Origin of the sequence: Streptococcus nidrosiense, from assembly GCF_042140045.1 — a bacterium.
In the GTDB taxonomy this organism is placed as follows: domain Bacteria; phylum Bacillota; class Bacilli; order Lactobacillales; family Streptococcaceae; genus Streptococcus; species Streptococcus nidrosiense.
In genome coordinates, this window is record NZ_CP152419.1 from 1,459,626 (window position 1) to 1,476,612 (window position 16,987).

Annotated in this window: 20 protein-coding genes and 3 pseudogenes; 3 read left to right on the forward strand and 20 right to left on the reverse strand. The window is 34.4% G+C overall.

Going from position 1 to position 16,987, the window contains the following annotated elements; translation table 11 throughout:
• Window positions 1–68: 68 nt before the first annotated feature.
• Window positions 69–323: a hypothetical protein gene (locus AAFQ93_RS06970; RefSeq protein WP_375555016.1), complete on the reverse strand. Its 255-nt coding sequence runs from the start codon at window positions 321–323 to the stop codon at window positions 69–71.
• A 127-nt stretch (window positions 324–450) separates the two neighbouring features.
• A complete protein-coding gene (locus AAFQ93_RS06975) occupies window positions 451–951 on the reverse strand; it encodes a hypothetical protein (protein ID WP_375555017.1) in 501 nt (166 codons plus the stop codon).
• Between the two features lie 266 nt (window positions 952–1,217).
• Between AAFQ93_RS06975 and AAFQ93_RS06980 the strand changes: the two genes are divergently transcribed.
• Genes AAFQ93_RS06980 through AAFQ93_RS06990 form a run of 3 tightly spaced genes read left to right on the forward strand, consistent with a single transcriptional unit; the run spans window position 1,218 to window position 3,546 of the window.
• Window positions 1,218–2,015 (forward strand): MerR family transcriptional regulator, encoded by a 798-nt coding sequence (locus AAFQ93_RS06980; RefSeq protein ID WP_375555018.1) that lies wholly within the window; start codon window positions 1,218–1,220, stop codon window positions 2,013–2,015.
• Between the two features lie 2 nt (window positions 2,016–2,017).
• Window positions 2,018–2,824: an ABC transporter ATP-binding protein gene (locus tag AAFQ93_RS06985; RefSeq protein WP_049509007.1), complete on the forward strand. Its 807-nt coding sequence runs from the start codon at window positions 2,018–2,020 to the stop codon at window positions 2,822–2,824.
• A 5-nt stretch (window positions 2,825–2,829) separates the two neighbouring features.
• Window positions 2,830–3,546 (forward strand): ABC transporter permease, encoded by a 717-nt coding sequence (locus AAFQ93_RS06990; RefSeq protein ID WP_049509008.1) that lies wholly within the window; start codon window positions 2,830–2,832, stop codon window positions 3,544–3,546.
• 227 nt (window positions 3,547–3,773) lie between these two features.
• On the opposite strand, the gene AAFQ93_RS06995 is transcribed toward AAFQ93_RS06990, so the two are convergent.
• The 18 genes and pseudogenes from AAFQ93_RS06995 to AAFQ93_RS07080 form a co-directional block, all read right to left on the reverse strand.
• Window positions 3,774–4,628, reverse strand: a complete 855-nt coding sequence (locus AAFQ93_RS06995) for an ADP-ribosylglycohydrolase family protein (protein ID WP_375555019.1) — start codon at window positions 4,626–4,628, stop codon at window positions 3,774–3,776.
• A 40-nt stretch (window positions 4,629–4,668) separates the two neighbouring features.
• A complete protein-coding gene (locus tag AAFQ93_RS07000) occupies window positions 4,669–5,286 on the reverse strand; it encodes an SAP domain-containing protein (RefSeq protein WP_375555020.1) in 618 nt (205 codons plus the stop codon).
• A gap of 104 nt (window positions 5,287–5,390) precedes the next feature.
• Entirely contained in the window at window positions 5,391–5,519 is a 129-nt protein-coding gene (locus AAFQ93_RS07005; RefSeq protein ID WP_080980061.1) for an ADP-ribosylglycohydrolase, read from the reverse strand.
• 154 nt (window positions 5,520–5,673) lie between these two features.
• Complete coding sequence (locus AAFQ93_RS07010; RefSeq protein WP_375555021.1) at window positions 5,674–6,198, reverse strand: RDD family protein; 525 nt, start codon at window positions 6,196–6,198, stop codon at window positions 5,674–5,676.
• Window positions 6,199–6,443: 245 nt separating this feature from the next.
• On the reverse strand, window positions 6,444–6,935 hold the full coding sequence (locus tag AAFQ93_RS07015) for a phosphoribosylanthranilate isomerase (protein WP_375555022.1): 492 nt from the start codon (window positions 6,933–6,935) through the stop codon (window positions 6,444–6,446).
• 20 nt (window positions 6,936–6,955) lie between these two features.
• Window positions 6,956–7,174, reverse strand: a complete 219-nt coding sequence (locus AAFQ93_RS07020; protein WP_375555023.1) for a hypothetical protein — start codon at window positions 7,172–7,174, stop codon at window positions 6,956–6,958.
• Between the two features lie 286 nt (window positions 7,175–7,460).
• Window positions 7,461–8,078: a DNA alkylation repair protein gene (locus AAFQ93_RS07025; protein ID WP_375555024.1), complete on the reverse strand. Its 618-nt coding sequence runs from the start codon at window positions 8,076–8,078 to the stop codon at window positions 7,461–7,463.
• Between the two features lie 28 nt (window positions 8,079–8,106).
• The gene (locus AAFQ93_RS07030; protein WP_223141027.1) at window positions 8,107–8,889 is read right to left on the reverse strand and encodes a hypothetical protein; all 783 of its coding nucleotides are present in this window, start codon (window positions 8,887–8,889) and stop codon (window positions 8,107–8,109) included.
• Window positions 8,890–8,942: 53 nt separating this feature from the next.
• Window positions 8,943–10,226, reverse strand: a complete 1,284-nt coding sequence (locus tag AAFQ93_RS07035) for a cellulose synthase (protein WP_223141028.1) — start codon at window positions 10,224–10,226, stop codon at window positions 8,943–8,945.
• Between the two features lie 75 nt (window positions 10,227–10,301).
• A complete protein-coding gene (locus AAFQ93_RS07040; RefSeq protein WP_375555025.1) occupies window positions 10,302–10,646 on the reverse strand; it encodes a hypothetical protein in 345 nt (114 codons plus the stop codon).
• Window positions 10,647–10,873: 227 nt separating this feature from the next.
• Entirely contained in the window at window positions 10,874–11,557 is a 684-nt protein-coding gene (locus AAFQ93_RS07045; protein WP_223141030.1) for a hypothetical protein, read from the reverse strand.
• Window positions 11,558–11,689: 132 nt separating this feature from the next.
• Window positions 11,690–11,827, reverse strand: a pseudogene (locus AAFQ93_RS07050) (DUF4343 domain-containing protein); the annotation flags it as partial.
• Window positions 11,828–12,169: pseudogene (locus AAFQ93_RS07055) on the reverse strand (hypothetical protein); the annotation flags it as partial.
• A 289-nt stretch (window positions 12,170–12,458) separates the two neighbouring features.
• Window positions 12,459–12,719 (reverse strand): hypothetical protein, encoded by a 261-nt coding sequence (locus AAFQ93_RS07060; RefSeq protein ID WP_301560212.1) that lies wholly within the window; start codon window positions 12,717–12,719, stop codon window positions 12,459–12,461.
• A gap of 30 nt (window positions 12,720–12,749) precedes the next feature.
• A pseudogene (locus AAFQ93_RS07065) lies at window positions 12,750–13,214 on the reverse strand (hypothetical protein); the annotation flags it as partial.
• Window positions 13,204–14,202 carry a hypothetical protein gene (locus tag AAFQ93_RS07070; protein ID WP_375555026.1) on the reverse strand — a complete coding sequence of 333 codons (999 nt, stop codon included), beginning with the start codon at window positions 14,200–14,202 and terminating at the stop codon, window positions 13,204–13,206. The pseudogene AAFQ93_RS07065 and the gene AAFQ93_RS07070, both read right to left, overlap by 11 nt.
• Before the next feature lie 369 nt (window positions 14,203–14,571).
• On the reverse strand, window positions 14,572–15,930 hold the full coding sequence (gene rlmD / locus AAFQ93_RS07075) for a 23S rRNA (uracil(1939)-C(5))-methyltransferase RlmD (protein ID WP_375555027.1): 1,359 nt from the start codon (window positions 15,928–15,930) through the stop codon (window positions 14,572–14,574).
• Between the two features lie 74 nt (window positions 15,931–16,004).
• Complete coding sequence (locus AAFQ93_RS07080; protein WP_045763014.1) at window positions 16,005–16,979, reverse strand: DUF1002 domain-containing protein; 975 nt, start codon at window positions 16,977–16,979, stop codon at window positions 16,005–16,007.
• Window positions 16,980–16,987: the final 8 nt, after the last annotated feature.

The window sequence follows — 16,987 nt, forward strand, 5'->3', positions numbered from 1 at the left end:
TTCTGATCATTTTTACGTTATTACTATCTCAGCCTGTGGTACTTCTGTTGAAAAATAAAAGTAAGACATTAAATTTTGTTAATCTCCTGCTTAAACTTTAATTCAAGTATTTTATTATAACCTTCATAAAAACGTTCTCTTGTTACCACTTCGCCTGGATATTTTTCCTCTAGAAGTGCATAAATTTCATTTGGTCTAATTCCTACTTCCGCCATATCTTGAAGGAATGGACTGCATAGCTTCATCTCACCTTTACTCGATTGTTTTAATAAAATTCCATATATAGGAATCTTAGTTAATAGATTATAAGTACTCTTTTTCATACTATTATCCTCCCCCACAAATTCGGATTGATGCGCAAACATTCTAGAAAAAATGTTGCTATTTAATGCTTCTCTTAATTTTAGAAAAAGAGGTCAGTTCAAATCTGAACTTCAACCTCCTAAATGATTATTTTTCTTTGTAGCAGATAATGTATGCTTTGATGAAATCACTACCCACAACAATTGTTAACGGAACACTCAAAACAACTTCATCAGTTTTGCCATTCTCATACTCTTGTCTTTCTTCAGGAGAGTATAGGTACATGGCTATTGAATAGGTGTTCCCAGCCTCCAAGTCAAGATCCATACCGACGATATTTTCTGATTTGATATTGATTGTTTGATTCAGTCGAGTCTCAGTCGTTTTATAAACGCCCTCGATTGTATATCTCCCTGGAACTAAAGCAACTACCTTTTCTAGGTTTTCTCCAGTTATTGGATTAAAGTCAGCAAGATTCTGTCCATTAATTTTAGTTTTTGAACAGTATAAATGAACAATAGCTTTATCACTATTATCACTAACAAAGCTAACAGCTTTTTTCTTTCTATTGCTATATACAATCATAAATCCAACAAAAAGCAAGAGCCAAAGGACAAGAAAAAATACAATAATATAAGTTGAGCTCATCATATATCTCCTATATTTTCTTTACTTTTTAACTACATTATAGCACCAATCATTGAACAAAGCAAAAAGATATACTAAGTCCAAGTAATTGTTTTGGGACTTCTCTTTCATCCCCTTTTTGTCACCTTAAAATAGGTGTTTTCACAAGCATTTTCATTTATATTAAGTAAACGAGATCACTAGAATAAATCTTTAATCAATAATTTTTATAAAGCGCTTGCTCATGACCTTACGTCATGATGTATAATATATATTAGGAGGTGAGAATGATGGCAAAATTCAGAGTAATCCCAGAAGGGTTTATAACAGTTGGGGAAGTTGCCAAGAAAATGGGAGTTACAGTCCGAACTCTACAATACTACGATAAAGAGGGACTGCTTTCTCCATCGGCAGAAAGTGAGGGAGGTCGCAGGCTTTATACCGATAAAGATTTAGTGTTGCTCCATCAGATTATATCCTTGAAATCACTTGGTTTTTCTCTTAAGGACATAAAGGGACGTTTGAACTCTTTGAAAACTCCAGCTGAAGTTGCAAATGCTCTTACAGAGCAAGCAGATGATATTCGCCAAAAAATAGAACAACTTCAGGCTTCATTATCAGAAATAGAGCAGTTAAAAGTTGAAGTTTTACAAATACAGACGGTTGACTTTAAAAAGTATGCAGATATTATTGTCAATTTACAAATGAAGAATGAGTCATACTCTTTAATTAAGCGCTTTGATGATGATACGCTGGACCGTATACGCAGTCGATTTGACAAGAAAAGCGGACAAGATTTTATGGATAGGTTGAACCGCGTAAGTGATCAAATCGTCGAGCTTCAGAAAGAAAATGTGCCAGCTGAAAGCGAACAATGCCAACAGGTTGTACAAGAATACTGGAGCTTGATCACGGAGTTTACAAATGGAGATATGACTATGCTTCCGAAGTTGATGAAAGTCGGTAATATTGATACCGCTACTAACGCTTGGGAGGAAAAGCAAAAAATCGTTAACTCATATTTAGAGCCCGCTTTGCAAGTTTATTTTTCAAGACTTGGAACCAATCCCTTTGAGGAGGTGTAGGCATGAAATACGCAATAGAGGTTCGTGGATTAGAGAAAAAATACGGAAGTAAGATGGTCCTAAAAGGTCTTGATCTTCAAATCGAAAAAGGAGAAATTTTTGCTCTGCTCGGTGTGAACGGAGCTGGTAAAACAACAACGCTTGAATGTATTGAAGGTCTGAGAAAATATGATGGAGGCACTGTTATTGTAAACGGCAAAATGGGAATTCAACTGCAGTCATCTTCTTTGCCAGCTCATATCAAACCTATGGAGGCGATAAAGCTCTTTGCAAAATGGAATCAGACAAGCATTGATAATGCCATGCTGAAGGCTCTTGAAATAAAAGAAATTGAGAAATCACAATATCTGCAATTATCCACAGGACAAAAAAGAAGACTACATCTCGCCCTTGCTCTTATCGGAAATCCCGATATTATTTTTCTCGATGAACCGACAGCGGGACTTGATGTTGAAGCAAGACTAGCCCTCCACGAACAAATACGGAATCTCAAATCACAAGGGAAAACAATCGTTTTGGCAAGTCATGATATGGCTGAAGTTGAGGCCTTATGTGATTGCATTGCTATCTTGAACAGTGGAAAGATTGTCTTTTGTGGCACTCCTTCAGAACTGACAGACAAGGTTGGAAGAAGATATTATATCCATTTGAAGACTCAAGAATCAGAGAAGTATTTTGAAACGACCAATATTGAGGATACCTTAATTTCATTATTGAATGAATGTAAGCAGAAAAAAATTCAGATATTGGATATTAAGGTTGATCGTGGCAGCTTGGAACAGCATTTCATAAAAATGGCAAGGAGGTAATCAGAATGAACTCTTATTTATATAGTCTAGTATTACAGTGGAAATTAGATATACGAAGCAAATCTCTCTTGGTTACTTTCTATATTGTACCGCTTATTTTCTTTCTCATCATGGGTGGTATTTTTACTTCTGTTATGCCTGAAATGGGAAGTACGCTCATACAATCTATGATAGTCATGAGTGTCTCAATGGGAGCCTTTCTTGGCTTGCCACCTTCATTGGTCGAAATTTATGGAAGCGACATTAAAAAGATTTATAATGCTAATGGTGTCCCTATTTATTTAGGATTGGTGAGCATACTTCTCTCTGCCTTTGTTCATCTGATGATGACCTGCATTGTAATCCTGCTACTGGCCCCTATTTTATTTAAAGCAAGTCTACCGACACAACTTCCCTTATTCTTTCTTGCGCTGTCCATCTACATGATTGTGTCATTATGTATTGGTAGTTTACTAGGGCTTACTTTAAAAAACCAAGCAAAGCTGACCATGATAGCGCAACTTGTATTTTTACCTTCAATTATGCTTTCGGGGATTATGTTTCCTATTAGCTTACTACCCGATTTTCTCCAAATATTAGGGCGAGTTTTCCCAGCTTATTGGGGATACAGATTGATGCTAGAGAATGATTTTAGTCTTGAAAACCTGTGGTATCTAATTCTTGTATCTTGTATTGCAGTAATGACTTGTATCCTTCTCTTGAATAAACAAAAATCTGAGTAAATACCTGAATAGATCAACATGAATCCATGGCAACATTAACTTTAAAGAAAAAGCGACGAGATTGTTTCTTATCTCGTCGCTTTGCTATTTTTCAGTGGTCAAGCTCATGTCTTTGTCAAGTTTGTTTCAAACTTTTCTTCTCGTAAGACGATAACTCTTTACCCGAGGATTTGCTCAACTTCCTTAACCTTATCTTTCATAGTTTGATATTGACTGGCTAGTCTCCATTATGATATTGAAACTTCTTTCTCCCACCGTCTAAGCACATCTTTTAAAGGCTCATCTAGATATGTATAGACCTTTTCCTTAATCCAATCAGGAATTCCATAAGCTGCCTCTGCTATACTTCCTGTGATGGCAGCAAGAGTATCACTATCCCCACCAAAGGAAATCGCATTTCGAATCGCATCTTCAAAATCTGAACTTTCTAGAAAGGCAATGATTGCCTGAGGAACTGTATCCTGACACGTTTCATTTAAACGATACGTAGGACGAATTTCATCTAGTGATTGAGAAAGGTTATACCCATACTCTTGCTCTATGTGTTCCTTGATGCGTCTCTTGCACTCTATAGGGTTATCATTGATTGGTTGTTCATAATCCCCACAGTAACCTCCAAAGTAAAAGCGACACATAAAGATAGCATCAGACGTCGCCAAAGCTCCTTTGACCCCCTCTGGATGGTTATGAGTCACCTCTGCAGAAAGTCGTGCAAGAGCTCTCCCGGAAGGCCAGGCTCCTGTTCTGGCGCAGAAGCCACAATCCATGACCCAAGCACAAGGAGAAACACGCATGGCAGAACCATTTCCAAAGCTATTATATGGTTCTCGATCGTTGCCCTCAACCCAATTACTAAATCTTGCACCGTAACCTGCATCAGGATACATCCTACCATATTTCTTCATGGCGTCAATAAAGTTATCCTTCTGGCCACCATTCATGATTGCTTCTGCCACAGCACAGGTCATCACCGTATCATCTGTAAAAAAGCAGTCTTTCCGAAATAAAGGAAAGTCCTTAGTTTTGATATTGTTCCATTCGTAAACTGATCCTACAATGTCTCCAACTATTGCTCCTAGCATGGCATGCCTCCTTACAAACTATCGATTTAGACTGACATTTCTACTTGTCATACTCTTTTATTTTATCTGTATATTTAGTTAAAAGATTCTTTGAATAAATTTTTGCATTACTTGAATTTCTAACTTCTTTCCAAAGAATGGAAGCTACTTTTAGTTTATTCGAGTAGTTGCCACTATTTTCGTCTGCACAGAAATCCTTTAAAAATTGATTCCATTGACAAACCGAATGGTCATACTTGGCATAATCTGAATCTCCATAATAGACTTTTAGCATATCTTGGATTGTGAAATTCAAATCATTTTCTTTTTTCACTTTTCTCCAAGCAGTAGCCATATTAGCAGTAAATTTAAAGGGCGAAACACCTGTTAAAGTTGAGAAATATTCTCTAAAGTTTGCATTAAAGGAGAATCCACATTCAAGTAAGGGCGTATCTAAAGTAACGACTTCTACTCGTTTCTTTTTCCTTTTTACTGATGATTTTTTAATCAAATTCCCCTTGAAGTACTGCTCAATAATATCATTGAGTTCCTGTTTTGTACCTCTATATTCAAGTCCTAATGACCTGCATATCTGTGAAAGTTCATCACGATACCAGTAATATTTATTAAATTCATCAAAGGATGAGATTTTTTCAAACATAGGTCTGCTTTCTATCAATATTTCACCTCCTTAAAAACAGTTTAGGTTTTCATCTCAAAATAATGGAGTTTTAGTTTCCTTTATTTGAGGATTAACTACGTTTCACTAACAAACTCACACACTCAGCGGTTCGAACTTACCGTATCATCCGTGAAAAAACAATCCTCACAAAATAAAGGAAAATCCTTCGTTTTGATATTGTTCCATCCGTAAACTGAACCTACAATGTCTCCAACTATTGCTCCTAGCATATATACCTCCTTATAAAATACCCATTATAAATTTACTTATGAATCTGCTCGTACAAGTAATGATACCGCCTCAACATGTGCGGCCATCGGGAACATATCCACGGGTTGTACGTATTGCGCAATGTACCCGCATTTTTTGAACTGCTAAGTTGAATCACTTATTGTCTCCCTCTAGCTGAACCTGTGTATGAGCTAGCAAATCTCCTAGATGCCTTTTATCTTTCCTAAAAATTGCCATTGCCAGTAACAACAGTGCAAGCAGGTTTGCTAAAGACGAGAGGATAATGGATATTAGATCAAAATCACTATAGACTCCATGAATAGTTCCCATATGCCCTAATTGCCAAGGTGAAAATTTGATGAGATTTCTAATAAAGCTGGCCTGAATTGTTTTTTTCTGATAGACCAGACGAAGCCCTGCTTTTGATTTCCCAAAACTTCCATTTTTTGCATAATCTGAAAATGTGAAATAAAACATAATTGGCAGGACACTGATAAAAAATGTAAGAGTCTGCGCCTGAAATTCTGTTTGCATTGGCACACCATTAAAAACAATGTAGTAATGAGTTATAGCGCAAAGAAACAGAATACCCAAGTAAGTTATGATTAAAAGATAATCAAATAGTAGTTCAGTCATTCTTTTTTTAACCGAAATAGGATTAATTTCCAAAATCTCCATTATTTTATCCTCCTGTCTAATCTCGTACAAGCAGTGATACCTCATCAAATAGAAAACTCTCTATCAAATCCTCTAAATAGCCAATCATTACCTTCAATAATGGATAAGCTGATCTAAAATTTAAAATCTTTTTCTTTACTAATTCTATTACTAGCCAATATAGTATAAATTAAATAACCAATAAAAATGATGATAAAAATAACATAGCAGACAGTCTTACAACTTACTACTTTTCATATGATAATTTACAAATATCTTTCCAGCCACTCGATCTTTTTAAAATCCTTATTGTTATTGTGATCATTTCGATAGGAGTCTTGAGAAGAAGCTTTGTAAATACTTAGATACTGCTCCAGACTTGGAAGACGAAAAGTGATGCCTTCAATGTGAATAAGCTCTATATCAAATTCCGAAACTCCTGCAAAATCAGGTAAGGAATCGATACTTCCAAATTCAACACTCACTCGATCCTTTTGGAATTCATGCTCATGAATATCTATTAAGACGTAACCTAAGTCTTTCATCACTTTCATTATCTTGTCCCAGTCGTAAATTCTGAGATGATCAGGCGCTTCCCAACCTCTAGGGTCACCAGGCACATGAATGTCAATGTCAGACGGCCCCCAATCTTCTTTCGTTCTAAACTCCAATCCCAAAGAACCCATCAGTGTCGGTGTAATTCCGACTCGATTTAAATGGAAACAAATGATTTTAAATTCTTCAAATAAGAGACTCATGTTTACTCTAAACCTTTCATCTAAATGTTCGTTATTTCTACTTTATTACCTTGAACAAAATCATTTTCATTTTCTAGAGTATATCCAGTTATTTTAGATACAAATTCTATTCCTTCTAATAAGGGCCCAAATGCGACTAGATCCTTATAAGAAGGATTTTGATACAATTCCAACATATACATCTCTAGTCCTTCTGATTTTTGAACGATTATCCACATTTCACAAACAAGCTTACACATTCAGTGTTTCGGACTTACCGTATCGTTTCGTCGTAATCTCCTGACTCTACGACAGCTATACCTCAGGGCACCTTCTCAACCTTCGGTCTCACCTTGTCGCATGAGCCGAACATCTGCTTCTACTTCACTGATAACTCAGCTCGTACAAGCAGTGATACTGCCTCAACATGTCGTGATAGCAAACTTCTATATTATAGAACGAAAGTGACTGAGTTGTTGCTTAAAATTATACTATAGAATGAAAATATTTTAAAGTATCTTTTTCTAACTTTATAGCTGATAATTGTCACTTAATAAATTTACTTGCTAACTTGTAAACTTTTTGAATCTCTTTACTATTAATATCCCAACCATCAAGTTCTTCTTTTATCAACTCTGGAAATTTTTTGCTAATATCCTTTAAAGCATTGCCAACTGATTTTCTAACATATTCACTAGAATCTTCTTTTAATGCTGCAATTCGTCTGATAGCTTCGTTTGGATTTTCTTTAAAATATGGTCTGCTTGTCCATATTCTTAATCCTTCTGTTACTGCTCTCCTTGTATTAGGATTATTATTTTTTAACCATTCATCAATTACTGGAAGTGCTTTTTCATATCCTATTTTCTTGCAAAAATCATCAAATGCCTTTGCCAATACTTCCTGAACTCTCCAATTATCATCTTTGGAAACTTCATCTCGCATAAATGCTAAAATATCATCTTGTTCTGATAAGTATCCAAAAAGAAATACACCGTACATTCTAACTTGATATACATTGGATTTATAAGCTAAAAATGCTAATTCTTTGATATACGCATTATCGTTTGATTGATAGTCAGCAAGAGCTCTTTTTTCTTCTTCTTTAAATCCATTTTCTATTAAAGAGAATTCTTTTTCCAAACTTAAAACATATTCTTTCATGTAACTTCGGTTCCTCATAGAATTTTAATTAGTTTTCGATTTTTGGTTCAAGTTTATTTAAATAATCTTGGATCTCATGAACTAATCTTTTCTTTGAAAATAAATCCATTCTACCACCTGAAACCATTCCACCAAAGAATACAGGAATTTTCCTATCCCCGAAAACTGTAAATGTCTTTATATCACTATCACACAACCATTGAGAAACTTGTGAATTATTTATGTATACAAATTTTATACTTTTACCAGCTTCTATAAGAGATTCAATGTGAAGTTCCAACATTTCTTTGCAGTATTGAGGGTAAGATACTGATTTTTTAAGTGGAAGTTTTTTAGAACTTGTTTGATGATAGTAGAACATATCTCCAATATAGATTGATACTTTCCTATTTTGGTGGTTTAAATACTCTTCATGTATCACATCTAAAATTTTTTTGTTCTTAAAATATTCAATAGAATGTTCTATTTCTTTTCTTAAAATATCCCATGATTTATTACACCAATGCCATTTAGCTTTATTATCAAAAATATCATTCATTAAATCATAAATAGGTTTATAGTATTTATTATAAACATATTTACTTTTAATAGACTTTTTTAAACTATATAGATATGTCCTGTCATCTTCCTCAATTGTAGCATCTTCTTCATCTCCTGCAGGGTTTAGACCAATAACCAAAACACAATCTTTTTCAGATGTTGAGTTATCAAATTCAAAGCCTCTAACTCCAAGTCTTGGATCATCTTCATCTAAATCTAAACCAACTTTTGTTTTATCTATAAACTCATTGTTTTCTAGACTAGTTGTCATAATTAAAACTCCTTTATTTACAATTGTCTTTATAAAACATAAGAAAAATAAAGTTACCAGTAGTACCTTTTCTCACTTAGATATTGTTCTTTTTGTTCTCTAGAATTTTCATGATTTCTATTTCCTAATAATTCATCTGTTGAAGAAACTATTGGGTCTATCCAGTCAGCTTTGGATCTAATCCAATCAATTTCATCCTTACTAAGTTTCCCTGATATCTCCAGTTTATCAGCCATCAGTCTTAAATCATTTGCTGTTTGAAAATCTTCTAGCATATTCAGAAGAGACATTGTCCGCTTCTTCTCTTCTTCGATTCTATTTTGTAATTTTCTTTTTCGCTCCTGCTCCTCTTCGTATTGTCTTGCTCTCTCTTCACGTTCAAGTCGTAAGTTCTTAACTTTATAATACTCTTGGTAAATTAAAATAATTATTTCTGGTATTGATTGTTCAAGTGTGAATTCTTTAGTATCTTTAATGTATTTACCATCTATTATCTTAAATCTAAATTTTCCATTTGGAATATAGTCATACTTCTTTATTCTTGGTTTAAAAGCATATCTATTAAACTTAACGCTATCATTGTACTCTGCTAGTTCTTTAGCTTCTTCTTTTGTTAATTCATGAGTTACTTTGTCTGTTGATTCTATAACTTCAAAACGAACAATATCCTTTTCAATTTGAATATCCCAATTTGAAGTTACATTATCGCCGATTTTTTCAATTACAGTAACTAGTGTATCTAAAAAGCGATATAAACGCGGAAGAGAATTTAGTGAAATGTTTTTTACAAATTTAGGTTCTTTTAAATCATTATATCTGTGCCTAGAATCAAAGTAAGGATAAGAAGCAGCTTTTTCTCTCTTATTCCACTCTGCAATTTTATCTCTTAGATTAGCTACAGATTTATGTAATCTCTTATTTGGAGCCTGGTTTAGGTTTGAAACTGCTTCAATAATACGCTCTATTTTATCGTCCTCTATAAATGATAATGAACTTCTTATACTAGTTGTATCAAGTTTAACAGTATCTTCGTTTTTATCCTCCGTATTATCTTCTTTATGTTTAGCAGCTCTAATTCTACTGTTTTTTAAACTTTTTCTATCAATATGAACCTCATTTATGTCATTTTGTGGTAATGGAACGATAAGTTCACTTAGGTCTTGTCCAGTATTCTTACGATACCAATAACTACCCTTTGGAATTGGGATTTCAAATTCTTTACATTTCTTGAGTAAGTCAGAATAACTTAAATCATATTTCAATGAAACTTGTTTCGCACTTATCTTCCAGATTTCTTCATAGAGTTCTTCTCTAGAAAAGGTCTTTATCATCTTCATTTGAAACACCTTTACCCTTATATTTTACATCACCGTTTTTATATTTACCAAGCGAAAACGCAAATTCAAAAACTTCTAATTCTTCACTTCTGCATTTTCGCTTAATATAAAAAGTAAATCTTGTTTTAAACCGTTAAATTCCTCTATTATTTTATCTAAACTAGTTTCAATATTTTCAACACGGATCTCTGATAGATTACCATGATTGTACGAAATCATTCTTTCAGCGATAATATGATATGACCAGCTCTCAGTAAAACGTCTGTCTCTTTCTTCGTTATGAATAGCGAACCCAATTGGAAGAAGATTATTTCTAAGACCTATAGCAACTGCCTGTGAACTTATACCTAAATAATCACCAGCAATTTTTAATGTGATTTTATTTAATTTTCTAATATCTTCGTCGGTATATTTCGGCATGTTAGTACTCCTTTGTTATAATTCAAAATGCAATATCATCTATGTAAAAATATCTTAATACGATGCTATCTAGTCGCTTTCCCTAATAATAAAATTAATATGTAGCATACCATACTCTAAAAGCTAATTATCTAAAATCTATTCAATGAAAAATTATTATTAAGATTTAGAGTTACTATCTTTTCAAAGTAAATCCATTTATAAATTCCAGATACAGAAGTAAATAGTTATTTACTATCTAGGTCAAAACCAATCTGCCAAAATCCCATATCAAGTATTTTCATTTGAGGATACAGCATATCAGCAACAATAAAATTCTTTTGAACTGAATCAAATTGTTCTATGTTTTTTTCATAAAAATCTACTAGTTGTAAAATAGATTTAATGTTATAGGTTCCACTTGCAATCTTTTGAGATCTTATTCCTTTAACAAAATATCTATCATATGCCGGAACGCAACCAAGTGTGCCCATCAGTATCTTTGTGATTAGTGTTTCTGATAAGTTATTTTTTAGTGCTGAACTTCTCACTTCACGTCTGATTTCATCATAATAATTAGCAATAAATTCATTTATTTCCTTTAGCAATTTTTGGTTAGTTTCATTTTTAAAATCTTTACATTCTATTCCTGCTAGAGAATCATATTTATTGCTTAAGATTTCTCTTACTACAGGTATATGTACTCTATAATCCTTTTGTAATAAGAATGAAGAACCTCTATACATCCCCCAACTTGCTAAATAAAATGCAAGTTGTAAACTCAAGTAATCAAGATTCACATCATTCTCTTTTCGAGCTTTCATAAAATGTGAATAGCAATGTTCCCATGAACGATATCTGTCATGTTCATCAGCTTTTAAATCGTTATAAAATTCAGTTGATGATTTAATAATCATATCGATTGTTTCCATACTTTCTGCTTTCCTAATCAATTTTCAAATATATAGCGTTTTCATTATTTTCTTAACCTATTATATCATTATTCAAAACAAAAAACTGCAACTTACTAGTTGCAGTTAAACACAGATTTACTTCTGTTCCTTTTAGAAACTTATATTTTCATTTTGAGGCATAGTAAAAACATCATTTTTTTCAAAATAAGGTTTTACCATTTCTTTCCATCTAGCCTTGTTAAATTTGATTGGTTTTAAAGGAGATAGGCCATAATTTTCCAATGCATAATCAGCTGTCGCTTTCTTAACTTCCGAGACCTGCTTATCAGAGTCAGTCTGTTCTTTGGAAAGAGCGATGCTTTTTTCCACTGCTGTTTTTGTAGCCAGATTGACTTCCTTATCTGTGACAACTTGAACGCCTTCAGCCTTAGCTACTTGTTCTACTTTATCTAATTCCTCGTTCGAAACGGCAAAGGTTAATTCTCCACTTGCCTGACCACTTAATTTGGCTTGGATTATATGTTCACTATCAGCTGGCTTTGCTTGGATAAGATTGGTGGCAGGATTTCCTGTTCTCCCAACTTCATCTACATGGAGCGACTGTCCACCTTGACCAACAGCTGCGCTCATCAAAGTTCCAATCGTAATCGAACAAAAGGGCGGTATTTTTTGCTTTTACGAAAAACATGTTTCTCACTTTTTCTTGAATCAACATGTGACTATCTCCTACTATTTATATTTCTCTCAAATCCTACCAAAAACGTCTTGAAATGGTTATCGCATAAAAAAGAACAGCAAAAAAGCCACCTGAACTAAATCAAGTAACTTGAACATAAAAAACAGGAGAACTGACACATCAGTCCTCCCAGACATAAACAAGTATGCCACATTCCAATATACCTATATTACTACAATTATTTTAACTATCTAAAAAATCCTTCAAAATTTCAAAAACTTCATTTCGATTCAATAAAATATCATCATTTTGAGGAATAGTTGATATCACAGACTCAAGTTCTATCACAAAACGGTGCATATCTGCTTTTACCGTGTCACTAGAGGTTATATTTGACAGTTTTTCACTTCCTACTAATAAAGCTGTTAATCGAGTAATATCGTTCAAATGTTTTTTTATGGCTTTACTTAAACCTTGAATACCTATGGCAGAGCGTTCTCTCATATCCAACCAAGCTTTAGCCTTGAAAATAATTAAACCACGATTACTCAACACCGAGTATCCCTGAATGGATTCTTTTTCATGCACCAATATATTATAATAATCCTTATCCAATAATAAGGCCGACAAACTAGCATCTTCATCAAAATGTAAGGGTGTTTCTCTCCCCTCCTTCTTTAATGGGTATTCTGGTAAAATACTAAATAGTTCAATCATAGAAGGAAACTCAGGTTTATTTGTTGTAAATCGAAATAATTGCGCTTTTTCATCCTTCTGACTTCCTTGATATTCTCCCAATTCTAAAAAGTGATTCAAGGTATCATAAAATTCCTTATTTTTTAATTCATCAATGATTACCATATCATAATCTTTTGTTGTCCGACTTTTAAATCCTTGCGAGTCCAATACAATAGAGGTTGCAGTCCCTCCAATCAAAACATAATAGTCTTGAAAATTCGCAAACATTTCTTGAAAAATAGCTTTCGTATTAGCTGACATCATCTTCTCCTAGATACTGTAATATATTATTTTTTAGTGCTTCAATCTCTTCCTCCACACGTGGATCATCATCATCTTTTAAGGTCAAATAAAGTGAAATAGGATCTACAAACTGTCTATCTTGATTTTCTTTAAAACCGTTCCAAAATTCAGATACAAAAGGGCGATATCGCCATATTTCTAATACCTTGCCTTCTAAAACATGCTGAGATAATGGCAAGGATAATTTATTGAATTGTCTCTGTGATATAACATAGCTACTATTTTCATCCGATTCAGCTAAAAAAGTCAAATAGGATAAAGCATAAGTACCACCGTATAGAAGCCTAGAAGCAGATTTTATATTCTCTAGATCTACATTGGGCAATAAGAGCCGTTTTTTGATGGGATTAAATAAATAGGACTCTGATTTTAAGAATAATTCTTTTTTTGATGCTGTATAGGTGTAAAGTTTATTTGGCTTATTTAACCAATCTAAAGTTTTAAAAGTCCTCAAACATCTATAAATCGTTGAGTTTGGAAGCCCAGTTACCTGTGAAAGCATATCAACATCTACTTCTTTTTGACCTTTTGTCAATAAAAAGGCAATCCAAGTTAATTGTTCACTAGGTGTTAATTCTTTAGATGCTACAACATCATCATTAGCATTCAATACTAATCCCAATGGAGGAAAAAAGAGATTTCCCTTGAAATCTGCAAAAGGAACTCTAGCTTGAAGGAGTTGTTTTTTTTCAATGTCAGATAGCTTTGAAAATACCAAAATAACGTCCATGCTAGCTTTTTCACCCATAATACGAGCTTGAGTAACAAATGAGTCTAAACTACCTCTTCTCTTTTCTTTAATCAATAAAAATGACTCCTTATGAAACTTCATTTGGACATATTGAAATCTTTTTTCAAAACTAATTGGTAAAGTTAAAGCTATTTTTTCAACACTTACATTAATATAAAACGATTGAAAAATAGAAATTATCTTTTGAACATTCATTGTTTTTCCTTTTTATCATTTTGTACGTATTTTATCATTTTAAATGATAAAATGCAAGTTTTTTGATAATAAAAAGTGACTTACAAAAGATAAAAAAAGCGAGAACACTTATCAAAATGTTCTCGCTGGATTCATTTATTACTGACGTATCTATTTTTTGTCTACGCAGTCGACATTCAAACAGACGTTCACATCAATGTATTTTTTTGCACCTTTTTTATGTCAAAATCACTCTTTTCAATAAAGACAAAATGCTTGAAAAAGTGCTTAAAATCAAGAATTTTCACCCTTTTAGTCGTTGTAGCAACACTACACACTCCACATGCTGTATCTGTGGAACCCAAAAGGTTTGGGTGAACCTTTTGAGGATTAACTTCGTTTTACCAACAAGCTCACACACTCGACGTGATGCGTCTGCGGAAATAAATCCACCGGCTGGACTTTCTTCAATTCATAGCCTAGCTCTTGATAGAGTTTGATATCTCGAGCCATGGTTGCTACATTACAAGAGATATAAGCGATGCGATCAGCTCCTGTTTGGGCGCTGGCTTTGATAAAGCTCTCGGACAAGCCCTTGCGTGGTGGATCGACTAGGATAGCAGTTGGTTGGATGCCTACCTTGAGCCAGTTTTTCATGGCATTTTCAGCTGTATCGCAGACATAGTGAGCATTGCTGATACCATTTAAGCTAGCATTTTTCTGGCTGTTTTCTACAGCTTCTGGGATGACCTCTACACCATAAACTTCCTTGACGTGCTTAGCGACAGATAGTCCAATAGTCCCAATTCCTGAGTAGGCATCGATGACGACATCATCTTGTTTTAACTCCGCAAAGTCAATAGCTGTCTGATAGAGTTTCTCTGCCATTTCTGTATTGACCTGGTAAAAAGCTGGTCCAGAGATTTGGAAATCATTACCCAACATCTGATCTGTAATGTAATCTTGACCATAAAGTGTACGCCATTCTTTACCGAAAATCGCATTGGTGTTTTGATCATTGATATTCTGCATGACAGACACAATTTCTGGAAATTGCTTGACGATTTGTTCAATCACCTGTTCAACTCTGAAAACTTTAGGACGTGTGGTCACCAAAATAATCATGATTTGACCTGAGTGATGTCCACGACGCACAACAAGGTTACGAATCAAGCCTGACTGTTCCTTCTCATCATAAGGCTTCAAGTCATATCGACGGAGCAAATCACGTAAAGCTACAATAACTTGGTCAATGACTGGATCCTGAATGTAAAAATCCTCCAATGGCATAAGGTCGTGAGAATTCTTACGGAAGAAACCAGTCTCCAGAACACCATTAACGCGACGAACAGGAACCTGAGCCTTGTTACGATACTTGATAGGATTTTCCATACCAAGAGTATCAGCAACCTCTACTTCCCTGATTCCAGCAATCTTATAGAGACTGTCTTTTACTTGCTTGGTTTTAAACTTGAGTTGCTCTGGATAAGCTAGATGACCTAGGTCGGCGATCCCTGAACGCAAGTAAGCCAAATCTAAGTCTTGGTTGCGATGTGGTGATTGCGTAAGGTATTCCTCGACTTTACCAAAGCCAATCTTCTTGTTGACTTTAAGGACACGCATGAGGATTTTCTCAGTCGGAAGAGCATTCTCAACAAAAAATACCAAGCCATCTACCTTAGCAACACCTGCTCCTTCATGGGTCAAATCGACAATCTCTACTTCTACAATATCATTTTTCTTTAACATAATTTTCACTTTCTATCAGCCGACAAAAAAAGACGGCAACTATTCTGTTACCATCTATTATACCATGAATTAACCTAAGCACCAAAACTCTTGAAAAAGTTTACAATTGCTTGCCAAATAGCACTGATGATATTGCCACCGTCTTGAATAGCTTTATTAGCATCAAAGTTAAGGTCGATATTGCTAAAACTATCTCCTGCTTGCGCAACGATACTTTGTTTCAGATCCTTTAGAGTCTTTGTAAAGTCTTCGTTATTCAAAATATCGCTCTTAGAAAGATTAAAGGCAAAGTTGATGATGACATTGATCTGGTTTCCTGTTATAACCTGATCCAGCTTATAATTTTTCAACGTATCTTCAACGATCTTACGAACATCATCCTCAGTAAGCTCACCCTTGGACTCTTTAGCTTTAGCGATAGCAGATTTGATATCGGCAAGGGCTACATTGAGTTTATTGGCATCATAGCCTGATTTGTCCTTGTTTTCATCGTTGATGTCTGACAAAGCTTTTAGTTCTTCCTGAGCTAGGTCTTTATTTTCTTGAGGAAGTTGAACACCATTAGCTTCTAATGAATAGTAGATACCAGCTAGGGCACTTTCACCTGTTACAGGGATTGGTGCAGCTACGGTTATACGAGCATGTTCAACACCCAAGGTAACTGCCGCATTACGGTACATGTCTTGTGTCACTTTGGTGATGTTTTCAGGTGTTTCAATCTTGACTTCAAGTGGAGATTTTTCACCTAGTTTTTGAATTTTTGCAGACGAATAGAGCTGGAGACTAGAGTCGTTTGCGACATTCATAATTTTTGAGTAGACATCGGGCGTCATGGTCTTCAAGTCTTTAGTATCTTTAGAGGCATCATAGCCTAGTTTTTTTAGTGTTTGATTTTTTTGATCTTCTGTTAGTGAAGAACCCAAGACATACTCAGGTTGAACATAGGTTTCATCAATGACTTTTTGAACATCAGTAGCTGCCTGGGCGCTTTGCAGTGTTGCAACTGCTAAAAGTACTGCAGCACTAGTCAGAAAGAATTTCTTTCTCATTGGACGCT